We start from the raw sequence: 26,873 nt of genomic DNA, 5'->3' as shown, positions 1-26,873 counted from the left end.
AGCCTCTTCAACCGTTATGGCTGACCCGACGCGACCTGGAAATTATGCCGAAAGCGTCAGGCCGATGCCCCAGGGATCCTTGAGGAATACGCCGCCGTCGCGCTTCTCGCTCTTGATCTCCAGTGCATCGAGCTTGGAGACTGCCGCATCCAGCGTCGCCTTGTCATTGAAGCGGACCTTGTAGTCCGAAAGCCCGGTCATGTTGCCGGCGCGCGCAGTGGCGCCGCGGCTGTTCCAGATATTGGCGGCGAGATGGTGATGGTAGCCGCCGGTCGCAAAGAAGCTCGCGCCGGGATAACGCGCCATCAGCTTGAGGCCGAGAACGTCGTGGTAGAAGGCGTCGGCCTGCGGGATGTCGCCGACCTGCAGATGCAGGTGGCCGATCGCCGTCCCCGCAGCCATGCCGTCCCAGCGCTCATCAGGCGCACTGTTGTAGAGCGCCTGGAGGTCGAGGCGCAGCGTCGCCATCTCCACCATGCCATCCTGGTGGAACTTCCATTGTTCGTGCGGCCGGTCGGCATAGATCTCGATGCCATTGCCTTCGGGATCGGACAGATAGATCGCCTCGCTGACGAGATGATCCGAGGCGCCGTCGAGCACGACATTATTGTGTGCCGCATGGCGCAGCCAGCGTGCGAGTTCGACCCGGTTCGGCATCAGGAAGGCGGTGTGGAAAAGGCCGGCTGCATTGCGGGGCGCAATCGCAGCATCTTTTGCCGTGGTCAGCGTCAGCAACGGCAGATCGCCGACACCCAGCACTTCGCCGCTCGCCGTCTTCTCGATCACCTTCAGGCCGAGCATCGATTGATAGAAGCCGGACACCAGGCCGAGGTCGGTCACGACGAGATGCGACTGATCGATATAGGCAGGCCGCGTCAGCGCATAGGAAGTTTCGCTCGTCATGGATGACTCTCCTGGAGAATTGGCCCGTGAAAGGGAAGGCGTACCGGCTGTGGCGGCAAACACGCCGCCCGTGGCAAGCTCAAGGAAGTTTCGCCGGTTCATTCGTCTTTATCTCCCTGGCTGCCGTACTTGACCCCTATATGGCGCATTCCGATTGTTCACAGAAGACCCGTTTTTGACGATGAAGCGTTGAACAGATGTTGACGATGGCTTGCGCCCACTTGATTGCGATCAATGCGCTCATATCTTCTTTAGAGGAAGCTTATATATCTCAGTCATGGAGGGAAGCCATGTACAGGAAGATCATCGTAGCGATCGCGCTCGGCGGTATCGAAAAGGGAGAAAAGATCCTCCGCAAGGCCGCGTCCTTGCTCGATGACGGCGGCGAGATCATCGCGCTCAACGTCATCGAAGATGTGCCGAGCTATGTCGCGATCGAACTGCCGGCCAATATGGTCGAGGACGCCATGCAGGACAGCCGCGACAAGCTGCAAGCGCTGCTCGCGACCACCGGCGTCACGGCAACCGTCGAGATCCGCAACGGTCCACCTGCCAAAGCCATCATCTCGACCGCCGAAAGCCACGGCGCCGATCTCATCATCGTCGCCTCGCACGTTCCGGACTTTTCCAACTACTTCATCGGCGCCACTGCCGATCGGGTCGTGCGCCATGCCAAATGCTCGGTGCTGGTCGACCGGCAGAAGATTTGATCCTGGGCCACTGCCTGTTCGGCGTGTCGTGCGTCGGCCGCAGTCCTTGTCCGCGTACCATCAAAGGCAGCGCAGACTGCCTGCCTGGCTGTCACGAAGATTTACCGCCGGTGCGCTTTGCCGCAGTTGCGCCTCCACCCGTTCGATGCGACGATTGCAACCGGGGTATGAAACGGATTGGCGTGCATGGCCGAGTTCAACGGCATTCGCTGGGCTTACGACAGATATGAACTGATCGCCGACGGTATCGTCCACGGCGTCGGTCTCGTGCTGGCGCTGATCGGCGCCACCGTCCTGATTTTCTACGCCACGGTCTGGAGCTCCTACGGCGCGCTCGCCGCCGCCTGGATCTATGGCGTCGGGCTGGTGCTGACGCTGGCCATTTCCTTTTCCTACAACGCCTGGCCGGTCTCGCGTACGAAATGGTACCTGCGCCGCTTCGACCATTCGGCGATCTTCCTGCTGATCGCCGCCACCTACACGCCCTTCCTCGAACGCGGCGCCGACGATCCACTGCTCCTCTTCATGCTGGTCGCGATCTGGCTGTTCGCCGCTATCGGCATTATCCTGAAATGCGTCTTTCCCGGGCGCTACGACCGCCTCGCCATCCTGCTTTATCTCGCCATGGGCTGGAGCGGCGTGCTGGTGGCCGGACCTGTCGCCGCGCGCATTCCCTCGGCCTCGATGCTGCTGATCGTCATCGGCGGCGTCATCTATTCGCTCGGCGTCATCTTCCATGTCTGGGAGAAGCTGCGCTTCCAGAACGCCATCTGGCACGGTTTCGTCGTCACCGCTGCGGCGGTGCATTATTCGGCCGTCTTCACCTGTTTCAGCCTGCCGGCGCCGGGTGTCTGAACGACGGCCGTTTACATCTGTCGGGGTCGGGCGTATGCCGCCTTGGCAGACAATGTGAACCTGAGCATCATGACAGACGCTGTCCTCCTCCGCGACGCCACCGAAGCCGATCTTTCCGCCATCCGCGATATCTACAATCACGCCGTCGAGCACACGACGGCGATCTGGAACGACACGCTGGTCGATCTTGAAAATCGGCTGGAATGGTTCAAGGCGCGCAAGGCGCGCGGCTTTCCCGTCATCGTCGCCGAGATGGCGGGCAAGGTCGCGGGTTACGCCTCCTATGGTGACTGGCGGGCCTTCGACGGTTACCGCCACACGGTGGAGCATTCCGTCTATGTCGACAAGGATTGCCGCGGTGCCGGCATCGGCGAGCGCCTGATGCGGGAACTGATCGCACGTGCCGCGGCCGCCAATATCCATGTGATGATCGCCGGCATCGAGGCTGAGAACACCGCCTCGATCAGGCTGCACGAAAAGCTCGGTTTCCGCATCGCCGGCAGATTTTCCGAGGTCGGCACCAAGTTCGGCCGCTGGCTGGACCTCACCTGCATGGAGCTTCGCCTGCCTCTGGAGTCGTCCGGCAACCCATTGTGAAGGGCGCTTGCCATCTTTTTATTGTAGTCTGAGCTGTGTAAGAAAGTGGAAGAAGCCTGCTTCGCCGCAGGCGGCTTCAGAATGTCACGGAGGTGAACAGTTCAATGGCAATGCACAGATCGTCGCTCGGTCTCCTTGCCCTCATTCTACTGGCATTTCCGCCGGTTGCAGCACGCGCCGCCGATTGCGGCAGCCTGGCATCGCCAAAGCTCGACTGGCAGGAATGCACCAAGAAGAACCTGATGCTGCAGGGCAGTGATCTCGAAGGCGCCAATCTCTTCGGCACCGATTTCTCGCTGACCGATCTCGCCGGCGCCAACGTCAAATCCGCCAATCTCGAGAAGGCGACCTTGGTGCGCGCCTCGCTCGAGGGCGCCCATGCCGAAGGCGCCAACTTCGCCAAGATCGAGGCCTATCGCGCCAGCTTCGCCAATATCATCGCCGAAGGCGCTTCCTTTGCCGGCGCCGAGTTGCAGCGGGCCAATTTCGCCAGCGCCCGGCTTGCCGGCGCAAGCTTCGAAAAGGCCGAACTCGGCCGCGCCGATTTCGACAAGGCCGTGCTGACGGGGACGAAATTCTCTTTCGCCAATCTCTCCCGCGCCGATCTCTCCGGCGCGGCCCTCGAAGGCCCGGCGATGTTCGAACGCGCCTTCATGTTCTTGACCCGCATCGAAGGTCTCGACCTCTCGGCCGCAACCGGGCTCGAACAGGCGCAGATCGACCTTGCCTGCGGCGATGCCTCGACCAAGCTGCCGGCCGGCCTCTCCGCCCCGACAAGCTGGCCCTGTCCCGCCGACCACGAGTGATGGGTCCTTACCGCTCTACGCCGCGTCCGTGATGTAGAGGTAGAATTCCATCATGCCGCCATCGGGGCTGCCTGTTTTGGCGAATGTTTCCCGCCGCCGGTGCACCCGCTCCGCAACGCGCCGCGAGGGAATGTTGTCGGGCCTGACGATGGAGACGATGCGCGCAAGACTAAAGGTATCAAGCGCGTGGTCCCGGCATGCGGTGGCTGCCTCGACCGCATAGCCCTTGCCCCAATGGTCGCGCCACAGATGATAGCCGATCTCAGGTTCCAGCCCCGCAGACGTTTCCTGCATCGTTATGCCGCAATCTCCGAGCAACGCGCCGCTCTGCCGGTCCGTCACCGCCCAGAGGCCGAAACCGTGACTGGCATAACTGTCGAAGGCGAGCCTCTGAAACCAGAGCGCGGTTTCGTCGAAACTCTTGATGCCGGGGTAATAACGCATGGATTCGGCATCGCTGAAAATGCGGTGGAGAAACGGCAGGTCGGCAGGCGTGATCTCCCGCAGCACCAGCCGATCGGTCTTCAGGATATCTCCCGCCATTGGCTTCTCCTGGGACTACCGGTCCGTCGATAGCGTGAACGACACAGAAGATCAGCGGCTCATTGCATCCGGACGAGCCGCTTGCCGATGGCGCGGCTCAGCACTTACTTTCCGGGTTCGAACACCATGGAATGGCCGTTGATGCAGTAGCGCAGGCCGGTCGGCGGCGGGCCGTCGGGAAAGACGTGGCCGAGATGGGCCTCGCAGGCGCCGCAGCGGATTTCGGTGCGCACCATGCCAAAGGTCGTGTCGCGATGTTCGGTCACCGCATCGGGCGAGACTGCCTCGAAATAGCTTGGCCAGCCGCAGCCGGCATCGAATTTGGTGTCGGAGCGGAAAAGCGGGGCATTGCAGCCGACGCAGCGGTAAAGCCCTGTCTCGAAGGAATCCCAATAGGGGCCGGTGAAGGCGCGTTCGGTGCCGTGCTGGCGCGTGATGCGGTATTGCTCAGGCGTGAGCTGCTCTTTCCATTCGGCATCGGTCTTGTGGATCTTGGCGGTGGTTGCAGTTTCGGACATGCCATGCTCCTTTCGCCGAGGGGCGGTTCCGTTTCGCGCAAAATGTGGTGCGCCGTCACCGATTCATCAAGTCTTGGGCACCATCCTGCCCAATTCGCCGTGTACCGCTTTTGGGGGAGGACGCTTGCTCTTACATCCGTTAGGGGTTTTCTGTTAGGGTTAATGTTACGTGCATTGGGGAATCACTGGTGTTTGAAGCAGCAATCGTCCTGCTCTACGGCCTCGTCGCCGTGGCCGCCATGGCGGTCACGCTTTTGGAAGGCTGGACCAACCATGACGGCTTGACGCTCCATCGTCTCGCCGGCCTCTTCGCCTGCCTGCTCTGGCCGCTGACGCTTCTGGTCTTCGTCCTGCACGGCTGCGTCGCCCGGCTGCTGACGCGTCTTTCCCGGCCGACGGCCTGATCGACGGGCCGGTCTGCGGTCTGAACCGCTTCGAACACACCTGCAGCTTTGTCTGCGGCCGAAATCGCTTGAGGCGCCCTCCCGTTTCGCCTAAGTCATGAAGACAGGCCGGTTTTCGCTGGCGTTTCGTTTCTTTTGCGGTTGGGGAGGAGACATGGCCGATGTCACGGCTCTGACATTTCTGGCCCTGTGTCTCCCGCTCGCCGGCGCTCTTGCCGCCCCCTTCGTCATCCGCATGCTCGGTGCCAACGGGGCCTGGCTTCTGGCGATCGCGCCCTTGCTCGCCTTCCTGCATTTCCTGCGTTTCGTCCCGCAGATCGCGCGCGGCCAGGTCGTCACCGGCGGGTATGCCTGGGTACCGAGCTATCATCTCTCCTTCTCCTGGTTCCTCGACGGCCTGTCGCTGGCTTTCGCGCTGCTGATCACCGGCATCGGCACCCTGATCGTGCTTTACGCCGGCGGCTATCTCAAGGGACACAAGGATCAGGGCCGCTTCTTCTCCTTCATCTTTCTCTTCATGGGCGCGATGCTCGGCCTCGTCGTTTCCGACAGTTTCCTGATGCTCTTCATCTTCTGGGAACTGACATCGATCACCTCCTTCCTGCTGATCGGTTTCGATCACGAGCGGGAAGCGGCTCGCCGCGCCGCCCTGCAGGCGCTTGTTGTGACCGGCGGGGGAGGGCTCTGCCTGTTGGCCGGCCTGCTGCTGCTCTGGAACATCACAGGCGTCACGCAGATGTCTGAGCTCACAGGCTTCGGCGATGTCGTGCGCGAAAGTCCGCTCTATCTCGCCGCCCTCATCCTGGTCCTGGGCGGTGCCTTCACCAAGTCGGCGCAGTTTCCCTTTCATTTCTGGCTGCCGAACGCCATGGAGGCGCCGACGCCGGTTTCGGCCTACCTGCATTCGGCCACCATGGTGAAAGCCGGCGTCTATCTCTTGATGCGGCTCAATCCCGTCATGGGGGCGACGGCTGCCTGGGAAATCCTTCTGCCCTTCTTCGGCGGGCTGACGCTGGTGGTCGGCACCACGCTCGCCATCCGCCAGACAGACCTGAAGCTCAAGCTTGCCTATACCACCGTCTCATCGCTCGGCCTGCTGGTCATGCTGATCGGCTTCGGCTCGGAACATGCGGTGGAGGCGGCGGCCCTCTATCTGGTGGCGCATTCGCTGTTCAAGGGCGCGCTCTTCATGGTCGCCGGCATCATCGATCACGAGACCGGCACACGCGATATCACCAGGCTCCGCGGCCTGATGCGGGCGATGCCGCTGACTTGGATCATTGCGCTCGCGGCGGCTTTCTCCATGGCCGGCCTGCCGCCCTTCTTCGGCTTCCTCGCCAAGGAGGAGATCTATACCGCCCTTATCGGCGGCGACATCCGCGCGCTGACCTTCACCGCCATAACCGTCTTCGGCAATGCGCTGATGTTCGCGATCGCCTTCGCCGTGGCGCTGAAGCCCTTCCTCGGCCAGCCGGTGGAGACGCCGAAACATCCGCACGAAGCGCCCGTCCTGCTCTGGCTCGGCCCGGCCGTTCTCGCCATCCTCGGCCTGCTCGCGGCGGTCTTTTCGACTTTCACCCATGCCGTTCTGTCCTCGCCGATATCAGCCGCCATCCGCCAGACCCCTGTGGAAATCGACATTTCGCTGACGCCGCATCTCGGCCTGCCTTTGGCACTCTCCGCTCTGACCGTGCTCGTCGGCATCGGCGTCTACTGGCAGCTCGCGCCCGCCCGCTCTGCGATGGCCGTCCTCCTGCGTGCGGCCGGGCGCGGGCCGGATCACGGTTTCGACCTCGCCATATCCGGCCTTGTCCGCTTCGCCGCCCGCGCCATGCGTGTGCTCCAGCCGGGGCGGCTCGAGATCTATGTCACCTGCACTTTCCTCTGCGTTGCCGCCATCCTCATCGTCCCGCTTGTCGTCTATGGCGAACTGCCGCGTCTTCCCGCCTGGCCGGCCGATGTCAGGCTGCATGAATGGGCGGTCTTCCTGATCGCCGCCTTCGGCCTTGCCGCCGTGCTCGTCGCCCGCGACCGGCTGACGGCGATCGTCTCGCTCGGCATCCAGGGTTTCGCCGTCGCCATCATCTTCCTGCTGTTCGGTGCGCCGGATCTCGCCTTCACCCAGTTCATGGTCGAAACGCTGTCGGTGGTCATCCTCGCCCTCGTCATGACCAGGCTTCGCCTCTCTCCCGCCGACCGGCGCCCGCTCGGCCGCAGGCTCTTCGACGGAGCGCTTGCACTGGTCTGCGGCCTCGGCTTCGCGCTTCTGCTGATGCGGGCGACCGAGGCGCCGTTCAACGACGCGCTGACGGTCTTCTTCAACACCTATTCGAAATCGATTGCCCACGGCGCCAATGTCGTCAACGTCATCATCGTCGATTTCCGCGGCACCGACACGCTCGGCGAAATCGCCGTCGTCGCCGTCACCGGCCTCGCCATCCTGGCGCTGATCCGCATGCGCGCCGGCGCCGAGCGCAAGCTTGCCGCCAATGATCCCGGGCTGGAGGGCTGATCCGATGAACACCCTGATCTTCCGCACCGTCGCCCCGTTCCTCACCGCGCTGATGCTGCTGTTTTCCGTCTTCGTGCTGTTGCGCGGCCACAACGAGCCGGGCGGCGGCTTCATCGGCGGGCTGATCGCCGCCTCGGGACTGGCGATCTACGGCATTGCCAGCGGCGTTGCCGCCGTTCGCCGGGCGCTGTTCTTCCATCCGCTGTCGATTGCCGGTTTCGGCCTGCTGCTGTCGACCCTGGCCGGCCTTCTCTCCATCCTTTTTGCCGTTCCCTTCATGACCGGCCTCTGGATCTATCCGAACCTCTTCGGTCTCGAGGTGCCGCTGTCGAGCGTCATGCTCTTCGATGTCGGCGTCTATCTCGTCGTGCTCGGCGCCATCACCTCGATCGCGCTGGCATTGGAAGAAAAGGAGGTGGGATGATGGAGCCGCTTCTTTCGATCCTCGTCGGCCTGTTCTTCGCCGCCGCCATCTATCTCTTGCTGTCGAAATTCTCGATCCGCATCGTGCTCGGCATCGCCATCCTCGGCAATGCCGTCAACCTGCTGCTCTTCACCGGTGGCCGGCTGACGCGCGGGGTGCCGCCGATCATTCCGGCGGGTCTCGAAACCTTGCCCGCAGGCGCGGCCAACCCGCTGCCGCAGGCCCTCATCCTGACGGCGATCGTCATCTCCTTCTCGTTCCTCGCCTTCCTGCTGGTGCTGACCTACCGCGCCTATCAGGACCTCGGCACCGACGACACCAACGACATGCGCGCCGCCGAGCCCGACGACCGGCCGCTGCCGCCATTGGGGTATTGAGGCGGATGCTGGTGCGGATGCTTGCCCTATGGCAAACCCTTTCTCGCGGTAGTGGAGGCGTCACCTGATGGCCGCCCCAACCACCGTCGATCTCTCCGATGCCCTGATTGCCGCCCCGGCGCCGCTCGCCCATTGGCTCGCCATCCTGCCGGTCGCCCATTGCATCACGCTCGGTGCGGTTCTGCTGATGCTCCGTGGCTATCCACGTGTGCAGGCCTGGCTTGCCATATCAGGGCTTGCGGGCCTGGCGCTGATCGATGCGGCGCTGCTCGCCAAGGTCGCAGCCGAAGGGCCGCTGACCATGGTCATGGGGCGCTGGCTGCCGCCCTTCGGCATCGCCTTCACCGTCGATCTCTTCGGTGCGCTGATGACCTTCACAGCAGCTCTTGCGGCGCTCGCCGGCGGCATCTATGCGCTGGCCGATATCGGTCAGAGCGGCCGGCGGTACGGCTTCTTCCCGCTGCTCATGCTGCTGATGGCCGGCGTCACCGGCGCCTTTCTCACAGGCGATATCTTCAATCTCTATGTCTGGTTCGAGGTGCTGCTGATCTCTTCCTTCGGGCTGATCATCCTCGGCTCCCAACGTGAACAGATCGACGGCGCGCTGAAATATGCGGTGCTCAATCTCATCGCCACGACGCTGTTCCTGATCGGCGTCGGCATCCTCTATGCTGCCTTCGGCACGCTCAACATGGCCGATATCGCCGCAAGAGCGAGGGATTTGCGCGGCACGGCACCGCTGATGACGCTGGCGAGCCTCTTCCTGCTCGCCTTCGGTATGAAGGCGGCCGCCTTCCCGGTGAATTTCTGGCTGCCCGCCGCCTATCATACGCCGCGCATCGCGGTCTCCGCGCTGTTTGCCGGCCTGCTCACCAAGGTCGGCATCTACGCGCTGATACGGGTGATCGTCATGCTGCTGCCGGTGGAACGCGCGGAACTGAGTCCGCTGATCGCGCTCGCCGCCGCCGCTACCATTGTCGTCGGCGCTCTCGGCGCTCTTGCCGAAAACGATATCCGCAGGCTGTTCGGCTATGTCGTCATATCGGGCATCGGCAACATGCTCGCCGGCGTCGCTCTCGGCGGCGTCAGCGGCCTTGGCGGCATCAGCGGCGCGGTCTTCTATGCGCTCCATTCCATGGTGCTGATGACCGCACTTTATCTTGCCGCCGGCGAGATCGCCCGGCGCGGCGGCGGCTTTTCACTGTCAGCCCTCGGCGGGCTCTACCGGCAAAGCGGCGGCTTCACCGCGCTCTCCCTGGTGCTCTTCCTGGCTGCCTGCGGCTTGCCGCCCTTTTCCGGCTTCTGGCCGAAAGTCATGCTCGTCAAGGCCTCGCTCGATAGCGGCGCCTGGTGGCTGGCGGCGGCGATTCTCGTCGGCGGTTTTTTGACGACGATCGCCTTCGGCCGCCTCTTCCTGCTCGTCTATTGGCGCCCGGCGGCGATGGTGCTCGCTCCGTCGAGGGCGAACTGGCGCACCGGCCTGCCGCTCGCCGCGCTGACGGCGCTGGTCATCGGCTTCGGCATCCTGCCGGAACGGCTGCTGGCGCTGTCGCAATCGGCGGCCGCCGGCCTTGTCGAACCAGGGGCCTATCTTCATTCGGTCTTCCCGGGAGGCGCGCGGTGATCGCCTTCCTCTTCAACCTGCTGCTGGCCATTGCCTGGGTCGCCGTCACCGGCAGCGCCTCGCTGCACAATCTCGTCTTCGGCTTCCTGCTTGGGGCCCTGGCGCTGGTCGTCATCCGCGACTCTTTCGGCGGCAAGGGGGGGCATATCCCTCGCGTCGGCCCGCTGCTCTCGCTCGCCGCTTTGTTCCTGAAGGAATTGACGCTGTCGGCCTGGAAGGTCACGGTCACCGTGCTCTCGCCCGATATGAAGCTGAAGCCCGGCATCTTCGCCTTCCCTTTGACGGTGACGAGCGATTTCGAGATCACCTTGCTCGCAAACCTCATCACCCTGACGCCCGGCACGCTTTCGGTCGACGTCTCCACAGATCGCCGCACGCTTTATGTCCACGCGCTCGATTGTTCCGATCCGGAGGCGAGCAAGCGTGACATCGCCAACGGTTTTGAACGCAAGATCATGGAGGCCTTCCGGTGATCACACCTGCCGCCATCGTCGCGGTCGCATCCTCGGCCGCACTCGTCATCCTCGGCCTGGCGCTGATTCTGACGGTCTGGCGCGTCGTCGCCGGGCCGACATTGCCGGATCGTATCCTGGCGCTCGACATGCTGACCGGCATCGCCATCGGTTTCATCGCCGTCATCGCGGTCAAAACCGGCTTTTCGCTCTATATCGATATCGCCATCTCGCTCGGTCTCGTCGGCTTCCTGGCGACGGTCGCCTTCGCCCGATTCGTGCTGGCGCGCGGCAACATCAAATCGCCGCCTTCCGCAGCTGCAGCAAAGGGTGGCGGGAATAAGCGCCGGGCAGGGGGCAAGACGCGATGATGGATTATCTCGTGGCTGCGATCACCGCTGCGTTGCTGATTGCCGGGGCGTTCTTTACGCTGGCGGCGGCGATCGGCCTGATCAGATTGCCCGATCTCTACATGCGCATGCACTCGGCCTCGAAGGCCGGTACGGTCGGCTCAGGCCTGCTGCTGCTTGCCGCCGGCCTCTATTCGCAAGATCTGGCGATTCTCGCCCGCGCCATTGCCGGCTTCGTCTTCTTCCTGCTGACGGCGCCGGTGTCTGCCCATCTGCTTGCCAGAGCTGCCCATCATTCGGGATATGATCTGGCTGCACTCTCGGTTCGTGACGATATGCCGGATCGCTGAGCCTGTGCTGTTTGGCGACTTTACCAGATTTATGCAAAACTTATGCACAGGAAGCTGTGAGTAAAGCTTGCCGGAAAGCCCTTCAATTCTTCATCTGTCATTTTTTCTCAAGAAAAACGACAAATAATAATTGGCCTTTTGGCCAAACGATGGTATTTGAAAATGCAAGTAGAGTTCTGATTGTGAATTGCAATCGTACTGCTTCCAAGTCCCTCAGTTTTGATTTTTAATGTCTAAACTGAGGCCGTCGCGTGGAGCATGACGTAGTGGTTTCCAGTCAGGCAGTATAAGAATAGGTATCGGTCTTCGGAATCTAGGGGTGGATTTCGCGTTTTTCGAAACAGAAGGTCGCTTCCTGTACTTTTGCTGTTCGCTTCTACGAGGCGGGTCTTTGACGTGTCAGTCAAAGACCGTTTGAGCATGCTAACAGGAGAAAGAATATGACGGATATAGCGACCGGCAATGCGCCGGAGCTGCTTGTGGAACTGACGGCCGACATCGTCGCGGCTTATGTCAGCAACCATGTTGTACCGGTCAGCGACTTGGCCAATCTGATTTCCGACGTGCATTCGGCACTGAGCAACACGTCCGTTCCGCAGCCTGCTGCGGCGATCGTCGAAAAGCAGAAGCCTGCAGTTTCTGTCCGCAAGTCCGTACAGGACGAGCAGATCACGTGTTTGGAATGCGGCGGCAACTTCAAGTCCCTCAAGCGTCACCTGATGACGCATCACAGCCTCTCGCCGGAAGAATACCGCGAGAAGTGGGACCTGCCGACCGATTACCCGATGGTAGCGCCCGCCTATGCCGAAGCGCGTTCGCGCCTGGCAAAGGAAATGGGCCTGGGTCAGCGCCGCAAGCGCGGCCGCGGCTGAGCTTTTTCGAAAGCGTCGACGACAAGAGCCGGGCCTAGTGCCCGGCTTTTCAATTTGTGGAACTTCGCTCTCGACACGGCGTCATGCCGTTGCTGTCCGGTTCGCGCAGGCGCGGCATCACCTTCGCCCCGTTTACGGGGGCCGAAGGATGGGTCGATACCCTGTGGCTCGAACCCGGTAGGTTAGAGTGAGGGGCTGGTCTCATGTTTTTGTGTGCCGTTTCAAGGCGAGGAAAATAATCTTTCCAGTATTTCGAGCTTGCGCAAATGATTCGTGCGGATGTCCAGAGAGCGTGCGCGATCCCGTCTTATGCTTTGCCGGCGGACTTAGAATGTATTCCTATACTATGAGAAAGTGTGAATATACTGGATTCACCAGAGCGGGCGCTTGCGAATCCACCGCCTGTTTGCTTCAAAGCCGATCGGCCATGATCGCGTTCAAGCCGCGACGCGGACTTTCGCCTCTTCGCGGATCCGGTTCACCATCGAGCGCAGTCCGTTCGAGCGCTGCGATGACAGGTTCTCCACCAGGCCAATCTTCGAGAAAATCTCGAAGGCATCGAGCCCGGCAATTTCCGATGCCGGCTTGCCGGAATAGGTGGCCAGCACGATGGCGACGAGACCGCGCACGATATGGGCGTCGGAATCACCCTCGAAACTCATGACCGGGTTGTCGGGATCGCCTGTCGTATGCGTCACCAGCCAGACCTGGCTGGCGCAGCCCATCACCTTGTTCTCGGAGGTGCGCTTCTCCTCGGCCAGGTCGGGCAGCGCCTTGCCGAGTTCGATGACATAGCGGTAGCGGTCTTCCCAATCGTCCAGGAAAGCGAAGTCGTCGATGATCTGGTCGAGGGATGCCATGGAGAAGCCTTTCACTGTTAAAGCAGTTCCAGCAAAAGTGCGCAGCGGTTTTGCGTCCGGAATGCGTGAGGAAATGCTCTAGATGTGCATATAGGTGAAAGACCGGCAGTTTTGAACCACTAAAGCAATTCCAGGAAAAGTGTGAAGCGGTTTTCCCAGGCAAAGCGCGAAGCGGTTTGGCCAGGAATTGCGCAAACAATAGAAAAAACGCCGTGAGGGATGGGCATCCTCACGACGCAGCAACATGCTGAATTAAACAGGGCAGGCACGTCAGGCATGGGGCATCTCCGCGTCATGCGGACCACCGATGCAAGCTGTAAAACCGAAAGGCACTGCGGGCGGGTGCCCGCGAAATTTCGTCAGATCGCCGGCTTTGGCGTCGGCAGCGGAATCGCGCCCGTTACCACCGTCTCGGCTGCGGCATCATCCTCGACGGGCGGGCGGTAAGGCATCGGCTGGTTGAGCGCGGCCTTTGCCTCGCGCACCTTTTCCTGGATGGTGGGTGCTGCCAGCGAAGGCATGTTGAGTGCGACCGGCGTCTGCGGTTCGCCAAGCTTAGCGGTCGCCGGCGCCTCGTCCTTGAACTGGCTGTCGAGAAGTTCATAGGCGACGCGGGCGCCCTCGCGGGCCCGGTAACCGAGTGCGGTGAGGGTTTCGCCGCCCTTGGCGCAGACCTCGGGTTTTTCCGAGCACATGCCGGTGAGATAGTCATAGGCGCCGCTGGCCGCGGTGAAGGCGTCAGAAAGCTGCAATTGCGGGCCGCTGGCGAACTTGTCGGAACTCTCCGTGCTGAAGACGGAGAGAAGCACGAGCACAAGGCCAAACCAGAAGGATCCTTTGATCAGAAACCACATTGTCGTTGCCCATCCTGTTTCCCGTCCGGTTCTTGTCGCCGAATCAGGCCGGTTGTCCGGTGTGTTTTCACCCTACCGCCAAGTTGCGAATGCCGCTTTTCGAAACTCACGCGCATTTGCGGCAAATTTAGTTCAAATTTTAGCGAACGGCATTTGAGGGACATTTTAGTCGAATGCGAGCGATCGGCGTTAAGCATCAGGGCAGGACCTCCTTGCAATTGCAGGGCTTTTGCCGGCTCGCCTTGCCACAGGAGTTAACGCAATGCTGAAATATGAGGAAAATCCGTCGCTTACCTGCTATTAACCACAAAAGGCAAAGACGCTTCCAGATGCCTCAAAACGGGAAATTCGGTCGTTTCAGGCTGTGAACTGCGCTTTTGCCTTATCCTTTCTTTAAGTCGCCAAGGCCTATTGTCCGGATCGATAGACAGCCTTTTGGGCGGGTATTGCGTGCGTGTATTGAGTAACATTGGCGGCTGGGTGACGGCCCTCGTAGACCGGGCAGCGACAAGCTGGCTCTCCCGGACCGGGGGCGGTGAAGCCGTGCGTCAACGCGAGCTCGCGATCCTGCGCCGCCTCGTGCTGTTCTCGTCGGTCGCTCTTGTCGCCGCGCCCATCGGTCTTTCGGCGGTCACCAGTCCGGCTGTCGCGCTGCCGGCCGGTGTCGCCATGGTCTGCGCCGCCTTTCTCTTTTCCGCCGTCGGCAGCATCGCGCTCGCCCGTCAGGGTTCGTCTGCCGGTATCGCCACGCAGTCGGCCGAGGATTTCTTCCTTGCCGCCACTCCCGGCCTCGTCTTCTTCCTCGACCCGCACGGCAGTGTGGCGACCGTCGGCGGCCGCGACCGGCGCGATTTCCTCGCCTGGATGCGCGATCCCAAGGGCAGGGGCTTTCTGGAGCAGGTGCATGTCTCCGACCGCATTCTTTTCCTGCAGGCGCTCGATGACATGCGCCGGGGCGAGGATGCGGCAAGCGTCGATCTGCGCCTCGATCGGCCCTCGGTCTCGCGCGATCAGCGCCAGTTCGCTTATCTTAGAATGGACATGACGGCCCGGCGCGATGCCGACGGCGAACTTGCCGCCATCATTGCCCAGCTGCGCGATGTCTCCGTCGAGCAGCAGCTGCGTGACGAAGCCCAGAACCGCGCGGCCGATGCCGAATCGGCAAACGACGCCAAATCGCGCTTCCTCGCCGCCGTCAGCCATGAGCTGCGCACGCCGCTGAACGCCATTCTCGGTTTTTCCGATATCCTGATCGGCGAATATTTCGGCAAGTTCGAAAACGACCGCCAGCGCGAATATGTCGGTCTGGTTCGCGAATCCGGCGCGCATTTGCTGTCCGTCGTCAACACCATGCTCGACATGAGCAAGATCGAAGCCGGTCGCTATGAGCTGATCCTCGAAGCCTTCGATATTTCGAGCTCCGTCAAATCTTGCGAATCGATGCTGGCATTGCAGGCCAAGACCAAAGGCCTCACGCTGACCAGCCGTATCCAGCGCGGCCTCGGCGAAATCGTCGCCGATCAGCGCGCCATCCAGCAGATCCTCATCAATCTCGTCGGCAATGCCATAAAGTTCACCGAGGCCGGCGGCGTCGTCTCGGTCGATGCGGCGGCGCGCGACGGCATCCTCAAGCTGACGGTCAGCGATACCGGCATCGGCATCCCGGCCGACAAGCTGGCCTCGCTCGGCCAGCCCTTCGTCCAGATCCAGAACGACTATACCCGGCGGTTCGAAGGCTCCGGCCTCGGCCTTTCCCTGGTCAAGGGACTGGTGGCGCTGCATGGCGGACATTTCGCCATCGCCAGCCAGCCGGGCGAAGGCACGATTATCACCATCGAGATCGCGGTGGACGGCTCGGGCGCCAAACACGCCGAAGACGCCGGCCATGGTGCGACTGTCGAGTTTCCGCCGCGGCTGAAGGGCGCGGTCAATACAGGTGCAGAACTGGAAGAGGGGCGCTTCGATGGCCGCGCGCAAGCGAAAATCGCCTAAGGGAAAAAGGGGACGGCAGCAGCCGGGCCTACTGATGTCAGGCGCCGCCGCCCTCGGCGGGCTCAGCCTGCAGGGCGCATCCGCGCTCGGCGGCGTCATCGGCCGCAATCCGTCGGTCGCCGGTGGCACGATCACCTTCGTCGTTATCTTCTCCTTCGTCGCCGCCAATGCGCTCTGGTATCAGCCGGGTCTGCATCCGCACCCGATCTTCCGCACCCGCGATCCCCAATCTCCAGCCGTGCTCGGCGCCCGCCGCCTGGCCGAGGAGCAACAGGGCGACGTCACCACCTTCCGGATCGAACGGCCGGAGGATGCCGCCACCACCAACGCGACGCCAGCGCCGGCGGCACCCGGTCAGCAGCCGAGCCAGCTCGTCATGGAGATCCAGCAGCAGCTGGTGCGCCGCGGCCTCTATAACGGCACCCCCGACGGCATCATCGGTCCGCGCACCAGTGCAGCCATCCTCTTCTTCGAGGAGACCGTCGGCATGGCCCAGACCGGCGATCCGACGCCGGAGGTGCTGGCGGCGCTGAAGACCGATGCATCAGGCCCTTCGACCGTGCCCGCCGAAAAGCCGGCCGAGGATGTGAGCTCGAAGGCGGCGGCGGAAGACCCGGTGGCAGCCGCGATCCGCAGCGCCGAAAAGACGGTCAAAACGTCTCCATCGGCCGCAAAGCAGGTTCCCTCTGGCGGACTCACCAATGTCGATCTGGTACTGAAGATCCAAAAGGGCCTTTCCAACATGGCCTATGCCAATGTCGGCGTCGACGGCGTCGCCGGCGAGCAGACCCGCGCAGCCATCCGGCATTTCCAGAAGCACTACAACCTGCCCGAAAACGGTGAGCCGACCGAGGCGGTGCTGAAGAAGCTCAAGGAAATTGGCGCGATCTAGCGGCTCCGCAGTTACCGAGTGGGCCTTCTCTCTACAACCTAAGTCTAAGGTGCGGCCGCTGTTTGCAACTTGTTAACCATGTTGCCTGAAGCTTTTCTGATTGAGGCGGGGGAGCGTCGGCATGCATGCGCTGAAGGCGATAGACGATCTGGCCGGAGAACCGGCGGTCGAAGCGGAAGGCCCTGATCCCGAGGCGTTGCGCCATATCCTGCTGCGCCTTGCCGAAGAGGCTTCCACCCTTGGCATCGATCTCGTCGATATCGCCGGCGCCATACAGGATATGGCGGGAATGTCGGCTCGGCATGCCTCCGCCTTCGATGATGTCACCCGTACCGCGCTTTCGATCGCCGAGACCAACCGCTCGGTCGCCGTATCGTTGCGCGAAACCGACCGCACGGCGGCAGAGGCTCGTCACATGTTGAAGGAATCGGCCGACCGTCTGACGGGCTCGGTCGCCGAGATCGGCCACATGGTTCAGTCCTCGAACGAGATCGGCACTGAGATCGCCGGCTTCTCCAAGTCGCTTGCCGATGTCGACAACATCGCCGAGGAGATCAGTACCATCGCCCGCCAGACCAACCTGCTGGCGCTGAACGCCGCGATCGAGGCGGCGCGCGCCGGCGATGCCGGCAAGGGTTTTGCGGTCGTTGCCGCCGAGGTCCGGGCGCTGTCGCTGCAGACATCGAAGGCGACCGGCTCCATCCAGCAGACGCTCGACGAACTGCGTGTGAAGATCGACCGGCTGTCGGCCGTCGGCAGCGATGCGCGCGACAGTGCGGCCGGTGTGCGCGACAAGTCGGAGGCGATGCGCGGGGTCTTCGAAAGCATGGAACATGTCATCACCCGCATCCTCGACAGTTCGACTGTCATGGCCAACACCACTGAGGCTGTCGATCTGCAATGCGCCGGCTTCGTCGGGAAACTCGGCGAGATGTCGGCCGAGGTCGCCGGTTCGAATGTCAGGTTGCAGCAGGCGGCAAAACGCGTCGACAGCGTCGTCGGCCTCTCGGAAACCCTGATCCAGCTGACGGCGAGCGCCGGCGTCAAGACCGCCGACAGCCATTGGATCGAGGAGGCGCAGTCGGTGGCGAGGCAGATTTCCGCCGCCTTCGAACGCGCCGTTGCCGAGGGACAGATCGGGCTCGATGCTCTGTTCGACCGGCGTTATCGGCCGATACCGGGCTCGGATCCGGCCCAGGTGATGGCCGCCTTCACGGAACTCACCGATCGCCTGCTGCCACCGATCCAGGAACCCGCGGCAGCTTCGGACGAGCGTATCGCCTTCTGCGCGGCAATCGACGAGAACGGCTATCTGCCGACCCACAACCGCAAATTCTCGCAGCCGCAGCGCCCCGGCGACGTCGTCTGGAACACCGCCAATTGCCGCAATCGCCGTATTTTTGCCGATCGCGTCGGCCTTGCCGCCGGCCGCAGCACCGCGCCCTTCCTCGTCCAGACCTATCGGCGTGACATGGGCGGCGGCAATTTCGTGATGATGAAGGATATCTCCGCTCCGATCACCGTCCGCGGACGGCATTGGGGTGGATTGCGGCTCGCAGTCAAAGTCTGACCCTCGTCAAACCCTGACTCCATGGGTCAAACACTGACCCTGCATTGCCGCCGCCGGCGCGCCGGTCTATACCGCGCCGATGAGATTACGCGCCGACATCTTCGTTTCCGCCCTCCTGCGTCGCGTCTTCGCTAGCGGCGATTTTGCCGCCGTCGAGAAAAAGGGGGCGGAGGAGGCGGGTGCGATCTTCATCCGCCAGCATTTTCGCGACGGCCTGGAAACGCTCTATGCGCCGGCGCCGCAGACCGCCTTCGACGAAGGCCAGGCCGGCGACCGGCTGTTCGAGATCCGCCTGTTGCGAGCCGAGCCGGAAGCGGTGCGCGCCATGCTGGAGCGTGAACGCAGGTTCGATCCCGATCTCTGGATCGTCGAGCTGGAGGCGGAGGAATTGGCAGACGTGATCCCGCTTGCCAAGGACGGCTGACAGCCGCCCCCTCGTCGGCTCAGCGATACCGCCGTCCCATGACGCGCATGTCGCGTTGCGGCGGCGTCTGGCGGATGAAGCGGTGGTTCGGCGTTTCCTGAGGGGGCGTCACATTCGGCGCCTCCGGCTTATAGGTGTAGCGATCGGCGCGCCGCCAGGCGTCCACACGGTCGTGGCATTCTTCCGGATCAAGTGCATCGAGCACCATCCAGCCGCGTGTGACGTTGTGCTGCTGTTCGGCAAGATGCGGAAAGAGCCTTTCGAGCACGAAGACGGCATCAAGAAAACCCATGCCGAGGCTGGTCAGCGTCGTGGCGAGCTGTTGGCCGGAAAGATCAAGCATGATGCGCTCGGCAAGCCAGCGGCTGGCCGACAGCGCATCGGCAAGGGCTGTTGCGAAATGCGCCGCCTCGCGGGAGCGGGCGAAGCGCACCAGCAACGCCTCCTGAATGTCGGTGAGCGTGCGCAGGCCGAGCCTGTCCTCGTCGGCACGGCCGAGATGACCGGCAAGCCCGAGAAGGCGCTCGCGCAACGCCTCTTCGTTGGCCACCCGCTGTTCCTCCAGCGCATCCGCCTCATTGGTTTCGGTGGGCGTCGGCGAAAGCGGGACTGCCGGCGATTCCGTGATCGGCGCCGAGGCGGCGGCCGATCGCGGCTGGGTCTGGCGCAGCGCCACCAGCGCATCGATGACCTTCGGCGAGAGTGAATCGCGGTTGACGATCGCCTTGACATGCGCAGCACCCTGCATGCGCGCGATGGTGATCAGCGTATCGTCGGCAATTGCCTTTGAGGCGGCAAGAAAAGGGGCGGCGATCTCGATCGGCTGATTGCCGATGAACAGCGCCACGGCGGCCGGCATGTTCTCGCATTGGGACAGGGCTGCGACCGCCTGGCGCTTGGCCTCGTCGGAGGAGGCTTGGAACAGCGGCATGAAAAGCTCGGCAAATTGGCGCAGTTCGGACCGTGTCGGATGCGACAGGTTCTCAAAACTGCTGACAGTCGCCATCAATACCACGTCCTTTTTCCTGACGGCCAAGGGGCCTTCTAGGTCTCGAAACCGGTCACGCACAACAATACCCCGAAAACGCAGAATAAGGGGACCACAGGCCGATATGCGCTGGCGGAACGCATGTCGGGCCATACGGTTATGAATAAATCCTACACCGGTACGGTTAATGCATGCTGAAGATTTTATTAAAATGTAACAGAAATATACACGCAACGCGTGTCGCGGCACGGTTGGCCGGCAATATCAGAACGCGCGGTTTGAAAGGGCGTTGGGCCGCCTGCGTATCGCCGCTGTGATTGCGGAAAAGTTCAGGCGATCCTGTGATCGCGCAGCGCGTGCAGCAGCTTTTCGCGGCTGTCGTAACCGGCTTGATAGAGGTCGAGTGCGGTGGATGCCGCAAACTGCGCCTCGACGCTTCTGATGTCGATGCGCCGTTCCGCGCACCAGTCGTCGAGCGCACTGCGCAGCACGTCGAGATCATCAGGCGAGAAAGAAGAATTCACCAGCAAAGACACCGCTTGCACTCCGCATTCCGGCAAGAGCGTGGATGATCCGCGATCGATCGGGGCCCGGAAACGTATGATCGATGAGAGCAACAATACGCGCATCTCAGTCGCTCGCAATTAAATATTTTCATGAAGCATTTTTGCAACACCGCCTTTTTCCGCGCGTGTAAGCTTGCCGCCTCAATGTCAACTATATGAATTGTTTCTAATTTTACGCGTCGATCTCCAACCCGGTCTTTCCGTGGGCGGCGTGAAACCAAATCAACTCTTCGCGCGTTACAGAGGAAGTGAGGTGAACTGTGTTTGGCATCCGCCGAATATTAGTAAACTGTTAACTGTCATCTGTCTCAATTCGGATAGGAACGACGCGATTTGAGTGTTTGGATCGTTGAAACTCCGCATCACGGTATTTCAATCAGGTGCCGTGGGAAAGGCGCGAATGCCCTCGGTCCGGTCATCCCGGTTCCGCAGGACGCGCCGGCCCGCACATTGGCGGGCAGGGTGAAATCCATCGCAAGTTCATCCGTCTCGGGCAGTGCATGGAGACGAGAATGGCAATAGTAGTCGCATTGGCGGATCGGCGGCCGCGGGCGCCGCGTCGTCCGGACAAAGAGCCCCGCGAAGCCAAGATCCTCTGGTTCACCGGCGTTCGCTACGAGCGCTTGGCCGAGAGCCCGAAACATCGTCCGGCGCCCGCGCCGCGCGTCAACAAGAAGTAACCGCTTGTTCAACCTCAGCGAGCGGTGAATTGCTCGCAGCCGGCTTCCGTGAGAAAGTTGCGCGCGGCCTCATTAAAGCTCGCCTGCGGCGCCAGCGTCCGCAGCACGGCATAGCCGTCCGGCCGTGCCATTTCCACCAGGATCGCCTGCTGCAATTCCTGCGGCAGGTTCTTGCGCAGGTCCGTCAACTGGATCGGACCGCCGGCCAGCACATCGAGCGCCCCGCCGACCGACGTCCTGTCGTTCATGCTGAAGACCTCATTGGAGGCGCTGTCATAGATCGCGATCGACCAGAAGGGCACATTGCCCTTGGCGGTGAAATGCACCGGCCCATCTTCGATGTCGAAGGAGCAGACAGCGGTGCGCACGAAGGGGTCGCCATTGGCAAGGCCGGCCTCGTCATACCGGTCGGCGAGCAGATAGAAATTGTTGAGGTCGCCCTCCGCCTCCACACGGGTCGCCGCATCCCTGCCGGTGAAATGCGGCAGCGACAGGATGATGACCAGATGCAGCAGGGCTGCGCCGAAAAGACCGGTGAGGATAGCGAAGAATATCCTAAGCATTGCCGCATCCGGTCTTGGTGAGCTTCGGCATGGCGAGGTCGATCACGCCGGAGCTGCCGGCGGTCGGGGTGTCGAACAGCGTCAGCACCAGCCGGAAGGTGCCGGCTTCCGGCAAGGCCAGCCAGTTGCCCGGTTGCGCGACGGCTGCGATCTCGATCGAGAAGCTGCTGTCCGGCTGGCGCAGCACCGTCCAGGAATTCAGCGCCGAGGGATGCCCGGTCTTCACCGCCGCCGGATTGCCGCCATTGTCGGCGGTAAAGAGGGTCCAGAGCCGGGCAGGCGGCGTCTGCCCGCTGATGCGGTAGCGGCAGTTGGCATTCAGCCGGCCGCCCTCGTCGTCGACGCTCGCCGTAAAGGTCAGGCCCTCGGCGCTGCCATAGAGCAGCTTGCCGGCGCGCGCCCGGTGCGACTTGGCGTAAGGGTCGGCTTCGACCGTCTGCAGCGCCGGAAACGCCTCCCAGGCGCCGAGCTTGATCGCCCCGAAACCCTGCGTCGCATCCAGCGCATAAAGCGAAATCATGATCCCGCCGCCGAAGGCGACGATCAGCGTGATCGCGATAAAGAGGGGGAATCGAAACACGTCAAGACCTTGGAAACCATATCGGATGAAAGGGTTACCACTGATTCTGGCGGGGTGGAATGGCGCGCCGCGACATAGGCGCCGATTGATCCCCGGTTGGTGGCGGCAGCCGGATGAGGGGCAGGCACCGAAGATCTGCCGGGTCGAGGATTTCTGAATCCGCGCGTGATGCCGCCAACTACTCCGCGCTCGCCACCTTCGCAGGCGCGAGCGGAGCGGCATTCTTCAGCTTCTCGCCGAGCTTCTTGAGGATGTCGGTCGATTGAACCGAGAGCATGCGCGGCCGGATTAGCTGCGGCAAACCGTCCTGCGGCTTGGCGGCGGCGGTTTTGGCGAGGTCCTTTTCCGAGGGCAGGGGGTTTTCGATGCCGGGAATGGCGCGCAGCGTCACACCCTGATGGGCATAGTCCATAGCGCGCTTGAAGGTCATCGCCGGCAGCGAGCCGCCGGTCATCTCGTTGGTCGAGGTATAGTCGTCATTGCCGAACCAGACGGCGCAGGTGTAGTTGCCGGTGTAGCCGACGAACCAGGCGTCGCGATAGGCCTGGGTCGTACCGGTCTTGCCGGCGGTCACAATGCCGTTGTCGAGGGCTGCCTTGCGCGCCGTGCCGACATAGGGAACGCGCGACAGCATCTGGTTCATATAGGCGTCGGCCTGTTCCGAGAGCACACGTTTCGGCGCCGGCTCGTCGCGGTCGAAATCATAGAGCACGTCGCCGTCGTAATCGAGGATCTGGGTGATGCCGTGGCGGCGCGACTGGTAGCCGCCGGCCGGGAAGGTGGCATAGGCCGTCGCCTGGTCGAGCACCGTCACCTCGGAGGTGCCGATCGGGATGGTGACGTCGTCGCGGATCGGCGTTTCGACGCCGAGGTTCTTCGCCATCGCCCGGATCGGCTGAATGCCGAGTTTTTCCTTGGCGAGCCGCACCGGCACGGTGTTGATCGACTGGGCGATCGCGGTCTCGAGCGTGATGCGGCCGGCATAGCGGTTGGCATAATTATGCGGGCTCCAATTGCCCCAGGAGATCGGCGCGTCGACGATCGTCGTCTGCGGCGTCATCCCGCTCTCCATCGCCACCGAATAGGTGTAGACCTTGAAGGAGGAGCCCGGCTGGCGCAGTGCCCTGGTGGCGCGGTTGAACTGGCTCTCGCCATAATCCCGGCCGCCGACCATGGCGCGCACGGCGCCGCCGTTTTCGATCATCACCATGGCACCCTGCTTGGCGTGATAGGCCTCGCCATATTCGCGCAGCGACGTTTCGACCGAATCCTCGGCCGCCTGCTGGATGCCCATGTCGATCGTCGTGCGCACGATCAGCGAATGCTGGTGGAAACGCGGTGAAAGCCGCTGCACCTCGTCGAAAGCCCAGTCGAGGAAGAAGTCAGGCGATTCCACTTCGTTGCGGTCGACGACGGTCGCCGGATTGCGCCGGGCGGCGATCACCTGGCCTTCGGTCATCAGTCCGCTCTGCACCAGATTGGTCAGCACTTCGTTGGCGCGGGCACGCGCTGCCGGCAGGTTGACATGCGGCGCATATTTCGCCGGCGCCTTGAACAGGCCGGCAAGCATGGCGGATTCGGCAAGGTTCACATCGGTGATGTTTTTGCCGAAATAGAACTGTGCCGCCGCGGCGGCGCCAAACGTACCGCCGCCCATATAGGCCCGGTCGAGATAGGTGGAGAGGATTTCCTTCTTGGAAAGGTTCGCCTCGAGCCACAGCGCCAGGAAGGCCTCGGTGACCTTGCGGTCGATCGAGCGTTCGTTAGACAGGAACAGGTTCTTGGCGAGCTGCTGGGTCAGCGTCGAGCCGCCCTGGACGACTTCGCCGGCGCGCGCATTCTCGCTCATGGCCCGGAAGAGGCCGATGAAATCGATGCCGAAATGGTCGAAGAAGCGCCGGTCCTCGGTGGCGATCACCGATTTGATCAGCGAATCCGGCAGCTCGTCGATCGGCACGGAATTCTGGTGGATGACGCCGCGATGGCCGATGACGTTGCCGTAGCGGTCGGTGAAGGTGACAGCGAAATCGCCGCGATTGCGCCAGTCCTCCTTGGTCGCCTCGAAGGCGGGCTGGGCGAGCAGCAGCATCAGCACCGAGCCGGCCGCTCCGAGCGTCAGCCCTTCGCCGGCAAGTTCGAAGACCATGCGCTTCCAGCCGCGCACGCGGAAGCGGCGGAAGAAGATGGTGATGTCTTCCCAGATCTCGGCGGCGCGGAAGCCGGCGTTCCAGACGGTCGAATCGATCCAGGAATCGATGCGCAACAGGATGTGACGGCTCTTCCTAGGCCGCTTGTCCGCCGCCCCGTTCGCCACTTTTCCGGGCTCGTTGTCTGGCCCGTTTTCTGGGTTGTCCGGATCCTGCACGTCCTGTATTCCCGCCTGATCGTGCTTCGGTCATCTCCGACGAAAGCGCAAGGCCCGCATATGGCCGCAAAGCTCTCCGATACCAGGAGAGAATTCTCCGAGTACCAGGAGTATATTGAAGAATTGATTGATTTTGCGGCTGATAACAAGAGAGATGCATGAGGGTCACGCGAATTTGCGGGCCGCTGTTGCAAGAAACGAACGATGAACGATCTGCCCTTCTGGAAGAGCAAGACGCTGGCCGAAATGACCGTCGCCGAGTGGGAAAGCCTCTGCGATGGCTGCGGCCTCTGTTGTCTCAACAAGATCGAGGAATGGGACAGCGGCGATATCTATTTCACCTCGGTGAGCTGCAAGCTGCTCGACGGCGAAAGCTGTCGCTGCTCCAGCTATGAGAACCGCTGGGACTTCGTGCCGGATTGTGTGCAGCTGACCAAGGAGAACGTGCCCGATATCGCCTGGCTGCCGCCCACCTGCGGCTACCGGCTGGTCAATGAAGGCCATGACCTCTACTGGTGGCACCCGCTCGTCTCCGGTGACCCGGAAACCGTTCATGCCGCCGGCATTTCCGCGCGAGGCCGCACGATCAGCGAAAACGAGATCGATATCGACGATCTCGAGGACTACGTCGTCGACTGGCCGCTGACCGTGGGTGAGGTAAAGGACGATGAGGAAGCCTGAGGCGGCCGGCGCTCCCGGCTTTCTGTTGCGGGGCGAGTGACGCATTCGCACTGCCGCCTCCCGTGCGAGATATAAAATTGGCGCCGGCCGCTGCTTGATTATTGAAAAGTGAGACCCCACTTGCGGTGCGACCCGCTGGTCCGGGCCCCTCTGGCGAGAGCTTCGGCACTCTTGCGATGTCGGACCTCTTCTCCGACAACCAGTGCCGACAGGGGACTATCCTTGAATCTCTCTTTTTTGTTCGTCGAGTGGCTGGGAACGCCGCTCTGGATGTGGTCGAGCTTTTTCGCCCTCGTCATCGCCATTCTGTCGTTCGATCTCGGTATTCTTCATAAGCAGAACAAGGAAATCGGCGTCGGCGAAAGCGTCAGGCTTTCCGCCCTCTATATCGCGCTCGGCCTCGCCTTCGGTGGTTGGGTATGGTGGTATCTCGGATCCGAGGCGGGCCTTGCCTATCTGACCGGCTTCGTCGTCGAAAAGACGTTGGCCCTCGACAATGTCTTCGTCATTGCCCTGATCTTCTCCTTCTTTGCCGTGCCGCGCATCTACCAGCACCGGGTGCTCTTCTGGGGCATTCTGGGCGTCATCCTGTTGCGCGCCATCATGATCGGCGTCGGCGCCACGCTGGTCGCCGAATTCGCCTGGCTTCTCTATATCTTTGCCGCGTTCCTGATCGTCACCGGCATCAAGATGCTGTTCGTCAAGGAGGCCGAGCCTGATGTCTCGAAGAACGTCCTCGTCCGCTTCATGCGCAGCCGCTTTAACGTCACCGACGAACATCACGGCGAGCGGTTCTTCGTCAGAAAGGCAAACCCCAAAACGGGAGGGATGACCTGGTTCATCACTCCGCTCTTCATGGCGCTCGTGATGGTCGAAGTGGCAGACGTCATCTTCGCCGTGGATTCGGTGCCTGCGATCTTCGCGATCACCACCGATCCGTTCATCGTCTACACCTCGAACATCTTCGCGATTCTCGGCCTTCGCGCCCTCTATTTCGCGCTGGCGGCGATGATTCATCGCTTCCGCTATCTGAAGCCCGCGCTTGCCATCGTGCTGATCTTCATCGGCTCGAAGATCTTCCTCGCCGATCTGCTGGGCCTGGAAAAATTCCCGGCCGCGCTCTCGCTCAGCATCACTTTCACGATCATCGCCGCCGGCGTGGTCTGGAGCCTTCTGAAGACGCGGGATCCGCAGCAGCCCGCCTGAGCGGGCTCTGCACACGCAAACGCTAACAAAGGAAGGAACCGGATATGATTTCGAATTTCATCGGCTGGATTTTTGCCCTCCTCGTCGTCGGTCCGCTGCAGGCTGAGATACAGGAGCAGGCTGAGCGCGCCCGGCTTCCCGTGGAGATCGTCCGCCAGTCCCAGGCCTGCCTGGCATCCCAGGGGCCGCAGCTCATCGAGCGCGCCGCCGGCGACTACGGCTGGGCGGCGGCCACAGTCGTCAGCATAGCGATCGGCTATACTGCGCCGGCAGAACTTCTCGACGGCAGCGACCCACAATGCGCAGCCCTTGCCAGCGCCCTGAAGGGAGCCGGCGAGGGTGCGTGACCGCGACC

General features: G+C 62.3%; 31 protein-coding genes. 21 read left to right on the top strand and 10 right to left on the bottom strand.

Features of this window, described 5'->3' with window-relative positions; all coding sequences use genetic code 11:
- Nucleotides 1–42: 42 nt before the first annotated feature.
- Nucleotides 43–903: a VOC family protein gene (locus ACMUVN_RS29165; RefSeq protein WP_047614286.1), complete on the bottom strand. Its 861-nt coding sequence runs from the start codon at nt 901–903 to the stop codon at nt 43–45.
- Between the two features lie 290 nt (nt 904–1,193).
- On the opposite strand from ACMUVN_RS29165, the gene ACMUVN_RS29160 reads away from it, so the two are divergent.
- The 4 genes from ACMUVN_RS29160 to ACMUVN_RS29145 all read left to right on the top strand — a co-directional run bounded on the left by ACMUVN_RS29160 (nt 1,194) and on the right by ACMUVN_RS29145 (nt 3,871).
- Nucleotides 1,194–1,613, top strand: coding sequence for a universal stress protein (locus tag ACMUVN_RS29160; RefSeq protein ID WP_028756897.1), 420 nt, complete (start codon nt 1,194–1,196; stop codon nt 1,611–1,613).
- A gap of 186 nt (nt 1,614–1,799) precedes the next feature.
- The gene (trhA, locus tag ACMUVN_RS29155) at nt 1,800–2,468 is read left to right on the top strand and encodes a PAQR family membrane homeostasis protein TrhA (protein WP_028756898.1); all 669 of its coding nucleotides are present in this window, start codon (nt 1,800–1,802) and stop codon (nt 2,466–2,468) included.
- A 69-nt stretch (nt 2,469–2,537) separates the two neighbouring features.
- Nucleotides 2,538–3,065, top strand: coding sequence for a GNAT family N-acetyltransferase (locus tag ACMUVN_RS29150; protein ID WP_025570645.1), 528 nt, complete (start codon nt 2,538–2,540; stop codon nt 3,063–3,065).
- A gap of 104 nt (nt 3,066–3,169) precedes the next feature.
- Entirely contained in the window at nt 3,170–3,871 is a 702-nt protein-coding gene (locus ACMUVN_RS29145) for a pentapeptide repeat-containing protein (RefSeq protein WP_025570647.1), read from the top strand.
- 15 nt (nt 3,872–3,886) lie between these two features.
- Here the strand turns inward: ACMUVN_RS29145 and ACMUVN_RS29140 are convergent, their stop codons facing one another.
- On the bottom strand, nt 3,887–4,414 hold the full coding sequence (locus tag ACMUVN_RS29140) for a GNAT family N-acetyltransferase (protein WP_097623223.1): 528 nt from the start codon (nt 4,412–4,414) through the stop codon (nt 3,887–3,889).
- 104 nt (nt 4,415–4,518) lie between these two features.
- Complete coding sequence (gene msrB, locus ACMUVN_RS29135) at nt 4,519–4,932, bottom strand: peptide-methionine (R)-S-oxide reductase MsrB (RefSeq protein ID WP_025570650.1); 414 nt, start codon at nt 4,930–4,932, stop codon at nt 4,519–4,521.
- A gap of 188 nt (nt 4,933–5,120) precedes the next feature.
- Here msrB and ACMUVN_RS29130 point away from each other — a divergent pair, with 188 nt between their 5' ends.
- From ACMUVN_RS29130 to ACMUVN_RS29090, 9 genes are all read left to right on the top strand, one after another.
- Nucleotides 5,121–5,336 (top strand): hypothetical protein, encoded by a 216-nt coding sequence (locus ACMUVN_RS29130; protein WP_168333872.1) that lies wholly within the window; start codon nt 5,121–5,123, stop codon nt 5,334–5,336.
- 154 nt (nt 5,337–5,490) lie between these two features.
- Nucleotides 5,491–7,848 (top strand): putative monovalent cation/H+ antiporter subunit A, encoded by a 2,358-nt coding sequence (locus ACMUVN_RS29125; RefSeq protein WP_168333873.1) that lies wholly within the window; start codon nt 5,491–5,493, stop codon nt 7,846–7,848.
- Nucleotides 7,849–7,852: 4 nt separating this feature from the next.
- Nucleotides 7,853–8,272: a Na(+)/H(+) antiporter subunit B gene (locus tag ACMUVN_RS29120; RefSeq protein ID WP_028757652.1), complete on the top strand. Its 420-nt coding sequence runs from the start codon at nt 7,853–7,855 to the stop codon at nt 8,270–8,272.
- Complete coding sequence (locus tag ACMUVN_RS29115; protein ID WP_063476651.1) at nt 8,272–8,649, top strand: Na+/H+ antiporter subunit C; 378 nt, start codon at nt 8,272–8,274, stop codon at nt 8,647–8,649. Before ACMUVN_RS29120 ends, ACMUVN_RS29115 begins: the two co-directional genes overlap by 1 nt.
- Nucleotides 8,650–8,716: 67 nt before the next feature.
- A complete protein-coding gene (locus ACMUVN_RS29110; protein WP_414815822.1) occupies nt 8,717–10,273 on the top strand; it encodes a Na+/H+ antiporter subunit D in 1,557 nt (518 codons plus the stop codon).
- A complete protein-coding gene (locus ACMUVN_RS29105; RefSeq protein WP_414815821.1) occupies nt 10,270–10,746 on the top strand; it encodes a Na+/H+ antiporter subunit E in 477 nt (158 codons plus the stop codon). The genes ACMUVN_RS29110 and ACMUVN_RS29105 overlap by 4 nt, the downstream gene beginning before the upstream one ends.
- Nucleotides 10,743–11,096 carry a cation:proton antiporter gene (locus ACMUVN_RS29100; protein ID WP_414815820.1) on the top strand — a complete coding sequence of 118 codons (354 nt, stop codon included), beginning with the start codon at nt 10,743–10,745 and terminating at the stop codon, nt 11,094–11,096. The genes ACMUVN_RS29105 and ACMUVN_RS29100 overlap by 4 nt, the downstream gene beginning before the upstream one ends.
- The gene (gene mnhG, locus ACMUVN_RS29095; protein ID WP_168333876.1) at nt 11,093–11,425 is read left to right on the top strand and encodes a monovalent cation/H(+) antiporter subunit G; all 333 of its coding nucleotides are present in this window, start codon (nt 11,093–11,095) and stop codon (nt 11,423–11,425) included. Before ACMUVN_RS29100 ends, mnhG begins: the two co-directional genes overlap by 4 nt.
- A 440-nt stretch (nt 11,426–11,865) precedes the next feature.
- Nucleotides 11,866–12,297 carry a MucR family transcriptional regulator gene (locus ACMUVN_RS29090; protein WP_003557810.1) on the top strand — a complete coding sequence of 144 codons (432 nt, stop codon included), beginning with the start codon at nt 11,866–11,868 and terminating at the stop codon, nt 12,295–12,297.
- Nucleotides 12,298–12,734: 437 nt separating this feature from the next.
- On the opposite strand, the gene ACMUVN_RS29085 is transcribed toward ACMUVN_RS29090, so the two are convergent.
- Both ACMUVN_RS29085 and ACMUVN_RS29080 read right to left on the bottom strand, forming a co-directional pair.
- The gene (locus ACMUVN_RS29085; protein WP_028757571.1) at nt 12,735–13,157 is read right to left on the bottom strand and encodes a SufE family protein; all 423 of its coding nucleotides are present in this window, start codon (nt 13,155–13,157) and stop codon (nt 12,735–12,737) included.
- A gap of 359 nt (nt 13,158–13,516) precedes the next feature.
- Nucleotides 13,517–14,011, bottom strand: a complete 495-nt coding sequence (locus ACMUVN_RS29080) for a DUF5330 domain-containing protein (protein ID WP_028757572.1) — start codon at nt 14,009–14,011, stop codon at nt 13,517–13,519.
- A 450-nt stretch (nt 14,012–14,461) separates the two neighbouring features.
- On the opposite strand from ACMUVN_RS29080, the gene ACMUVN_RS29075 reads away from it, so the two are divergent.
- From ACMUVN_RS29075 to ACMUVN_RS29060, 4 genes are all read left to right on the top strand, one after another.
- Nucleotides 14,462–16,003 carry a sensor histidine kinase gene (locus ACMUVN_RS29075; protein WP_048338354.1) on the top strand — a complete coding sequence of 514 codons (1,542 nt, stop codon included), beginning with the start codon at nt 14,462–14,464 and terminating at the stop codon, nt 16,001–16,003.
- Nucleotides 15,975–16,895: a peptidoglycan-binding protein gene (locus ACMUVN_RS29070; RefSeq protein WP_097542704.1), complete on the top strand. Its 921-nt coding sequence runs from the start codon at nt 15,975–15,977 to the stop codon at nt 16,893–16,895. The genes ACMUVN_RS29075 and ACMUVN_RS29070 overlap by 29 nt, the downstream gene beginning before the upstream one ends.
- Before the next feature lie 121 nt (nt 16,896–17,016).
- Entirely contained in the window at nt 17,017–18,465 is a 1,449-nt protein-coding gene (locus ACMUVN_RS29065; protein WP_414815819.1) for a methyl-accepting chemotaxis protein, read from the top strand.
- Between the two features lie 79 nt (nt 18,466–18,544).
- Nucleotides 18,545–18,889, top strand: a complete 345-nt coding sequence (locus ACMUVN_RS29060) for a DUF1491 family protein (protein ID WP_414815818.1) — start codon at nt 18,545–18,547, stop codon at nt 18,887–18,889.
- A 19-nt stretch (nt 18,890–18,908) separates the two neighbouring features.
- Here the strand turns inward: ACMUVN_RS29060 and ACMUVN_RS29055 are convergent, their stop codons facing one another.
- Both ACMUVN_RS29055 and ACMUVN_RS29050 read right to left on the bottom strand, forming a co-directional pair.
- The gene (locus ACMUVN_RS29055; protein ID WP_414815817.1) at nt 18,909–19,958 is read right to left on the bottom strand and encodes a DUF2336 domain-containing protein; all 1,050 of its coding nucleotides are present in this window, start codon (nt 19,956–19,958) and stop codon (nt 18,909–18,911) included.
- Nucleotides 19,959–20,206: 248 nt separating this feature from the next.
- Nucleotides 20,207–20,413, bottom strand: coding sequence for a hypothetical protein (locus tag ACMUVN_RS29050; protein WP_063476709.1), 207 nt, complete (start codon nt 20,411–20,413; stop codon nt 20,207–20,209).
- Nucleotides 20,414–20,955: 542 nt separating this feature from the next.
- Between ACMUVN_RS29050 and ACMUVN_RS29045 the strand changes: the two genes are divergently transcribed.
- Nucleotides 20,956–21,123 carry a hypothetical protein gene (locus tag ACMUVN_RS29045; RefSeq protein WP_003546657.1) on the top strand — a complete coding sequence of 56 codons (168 nt, stop codon included), beginning with the start codon at nt 20,956–20,958 and terminating at the stop codon, nt 21,121–21,123.
- 14 nt (nt 21,124–21,137) lie between these two features.
- On the opposite strand, the gene ACMUVN_RS29040 is transcribed toward ACMUVN_RS29045, so the two are convergent.
- From ACMUVN_RS29040 to ACMUVN_RS29030, 3 genes are all read right to left on the bottom strand, one after another.
- Nucleotides 21,138–21,686: a membrane protein gene (locus tag ACMUVN_RS29040; protein WP_047614314.1), complete on the bottom strand. Its 549-nt coding sequence runs from the start codon at nt 21,684–21,686 to the stop codon at nt 21,138–21,140.
- Nucleotides 21,679–22,266, bottom strand: coding sequence for a DUF1214 domain-containing protein (locus tag ACMUVN_RS29035; RefSeq protein WP_048338358.1), 588 nt, complete (start codon nt 22,264–22,266; stop codon nt 21,679–21,681). Before ACMUVN_RS29035 ends, ACMUVN_RS29040 begins: the two co-directional genes overlap by 8 nt.
- Nucleotides 22,267–22,444: 178 nt before the next feature.
- Nucleotides 22,445–24,631, bottom strand: coding sequence for a transglycosylase domain-containing protein (locus ACMUVN_RS29030; protein ID WP_063476661.1), 2,187 nt, complete (start codon nt 24,629–24,631; stop codon nt 22,445–22,447).
- A gap of 204 nt (nt 24,632–24,835) precedes the next feature.
- Between ACMUVN_RS29030 and ACMUVN_RS29025 the strand changes: the two genes are divergently transcribed.
- From ACMUVN_RS29025 to ACMUVN_RS29015, 3 genes are all read left to right on the top strand, one after another.
- Nucleotides 24,836–25,312 (top strand): YcgN family cysteine cluster protein, encoded by a 477-nt coding sequence (locus tag ACMUVN_RS29025; protein WP_048338360.1) that lies wholly within the window; start codon nt 24,836–24,838, stop codon nt 25,310–25,312.
- Between the two features lie 222 nt (nt 25,313–25,534).
- Complete coding sequence (locus ACMUVN_RS29020) at nt 25,535–26,518, top strand: TerC family protein (RefSeq protein WP_127430385.1); 984 nt, start codon at nt 25,535–25,537, stop codon at nt 26,516–26,518.
- 44 nt (nt 26,519–26,562) lie between these two features.
- Nucleotides 26,563–26,865: a hypothetical protein gene (locus ACMUVN_RS29015; RefSeq protein WP_127430384.1), complete on the top strand. Its 303-nt coding sequence runs from the start codon at nt 26,563–26,565 to the stop codon at nt 26,863–26,865.
- Nucleotides 26,866–26,873 lie beyond the last annotated feature (8 nt).

Origin of the sequence: Rhizobium sp. IY2 (assembly GCF_047532935.1) — a bacterium.
In the GTDB taxonomy this organism is placed as follows: Bacteria; Pseudomonadota; Alphaproteobacteria; order Rhizobiales; family Rhizobiaceae; genus Rhizobium; species Rhizobium anhuiense.
The sequence above is the reverse complement of the archived record's forward strand: the minus strand, read 5'-3'. Positions and strand labels throughout refer to the sequence as shown.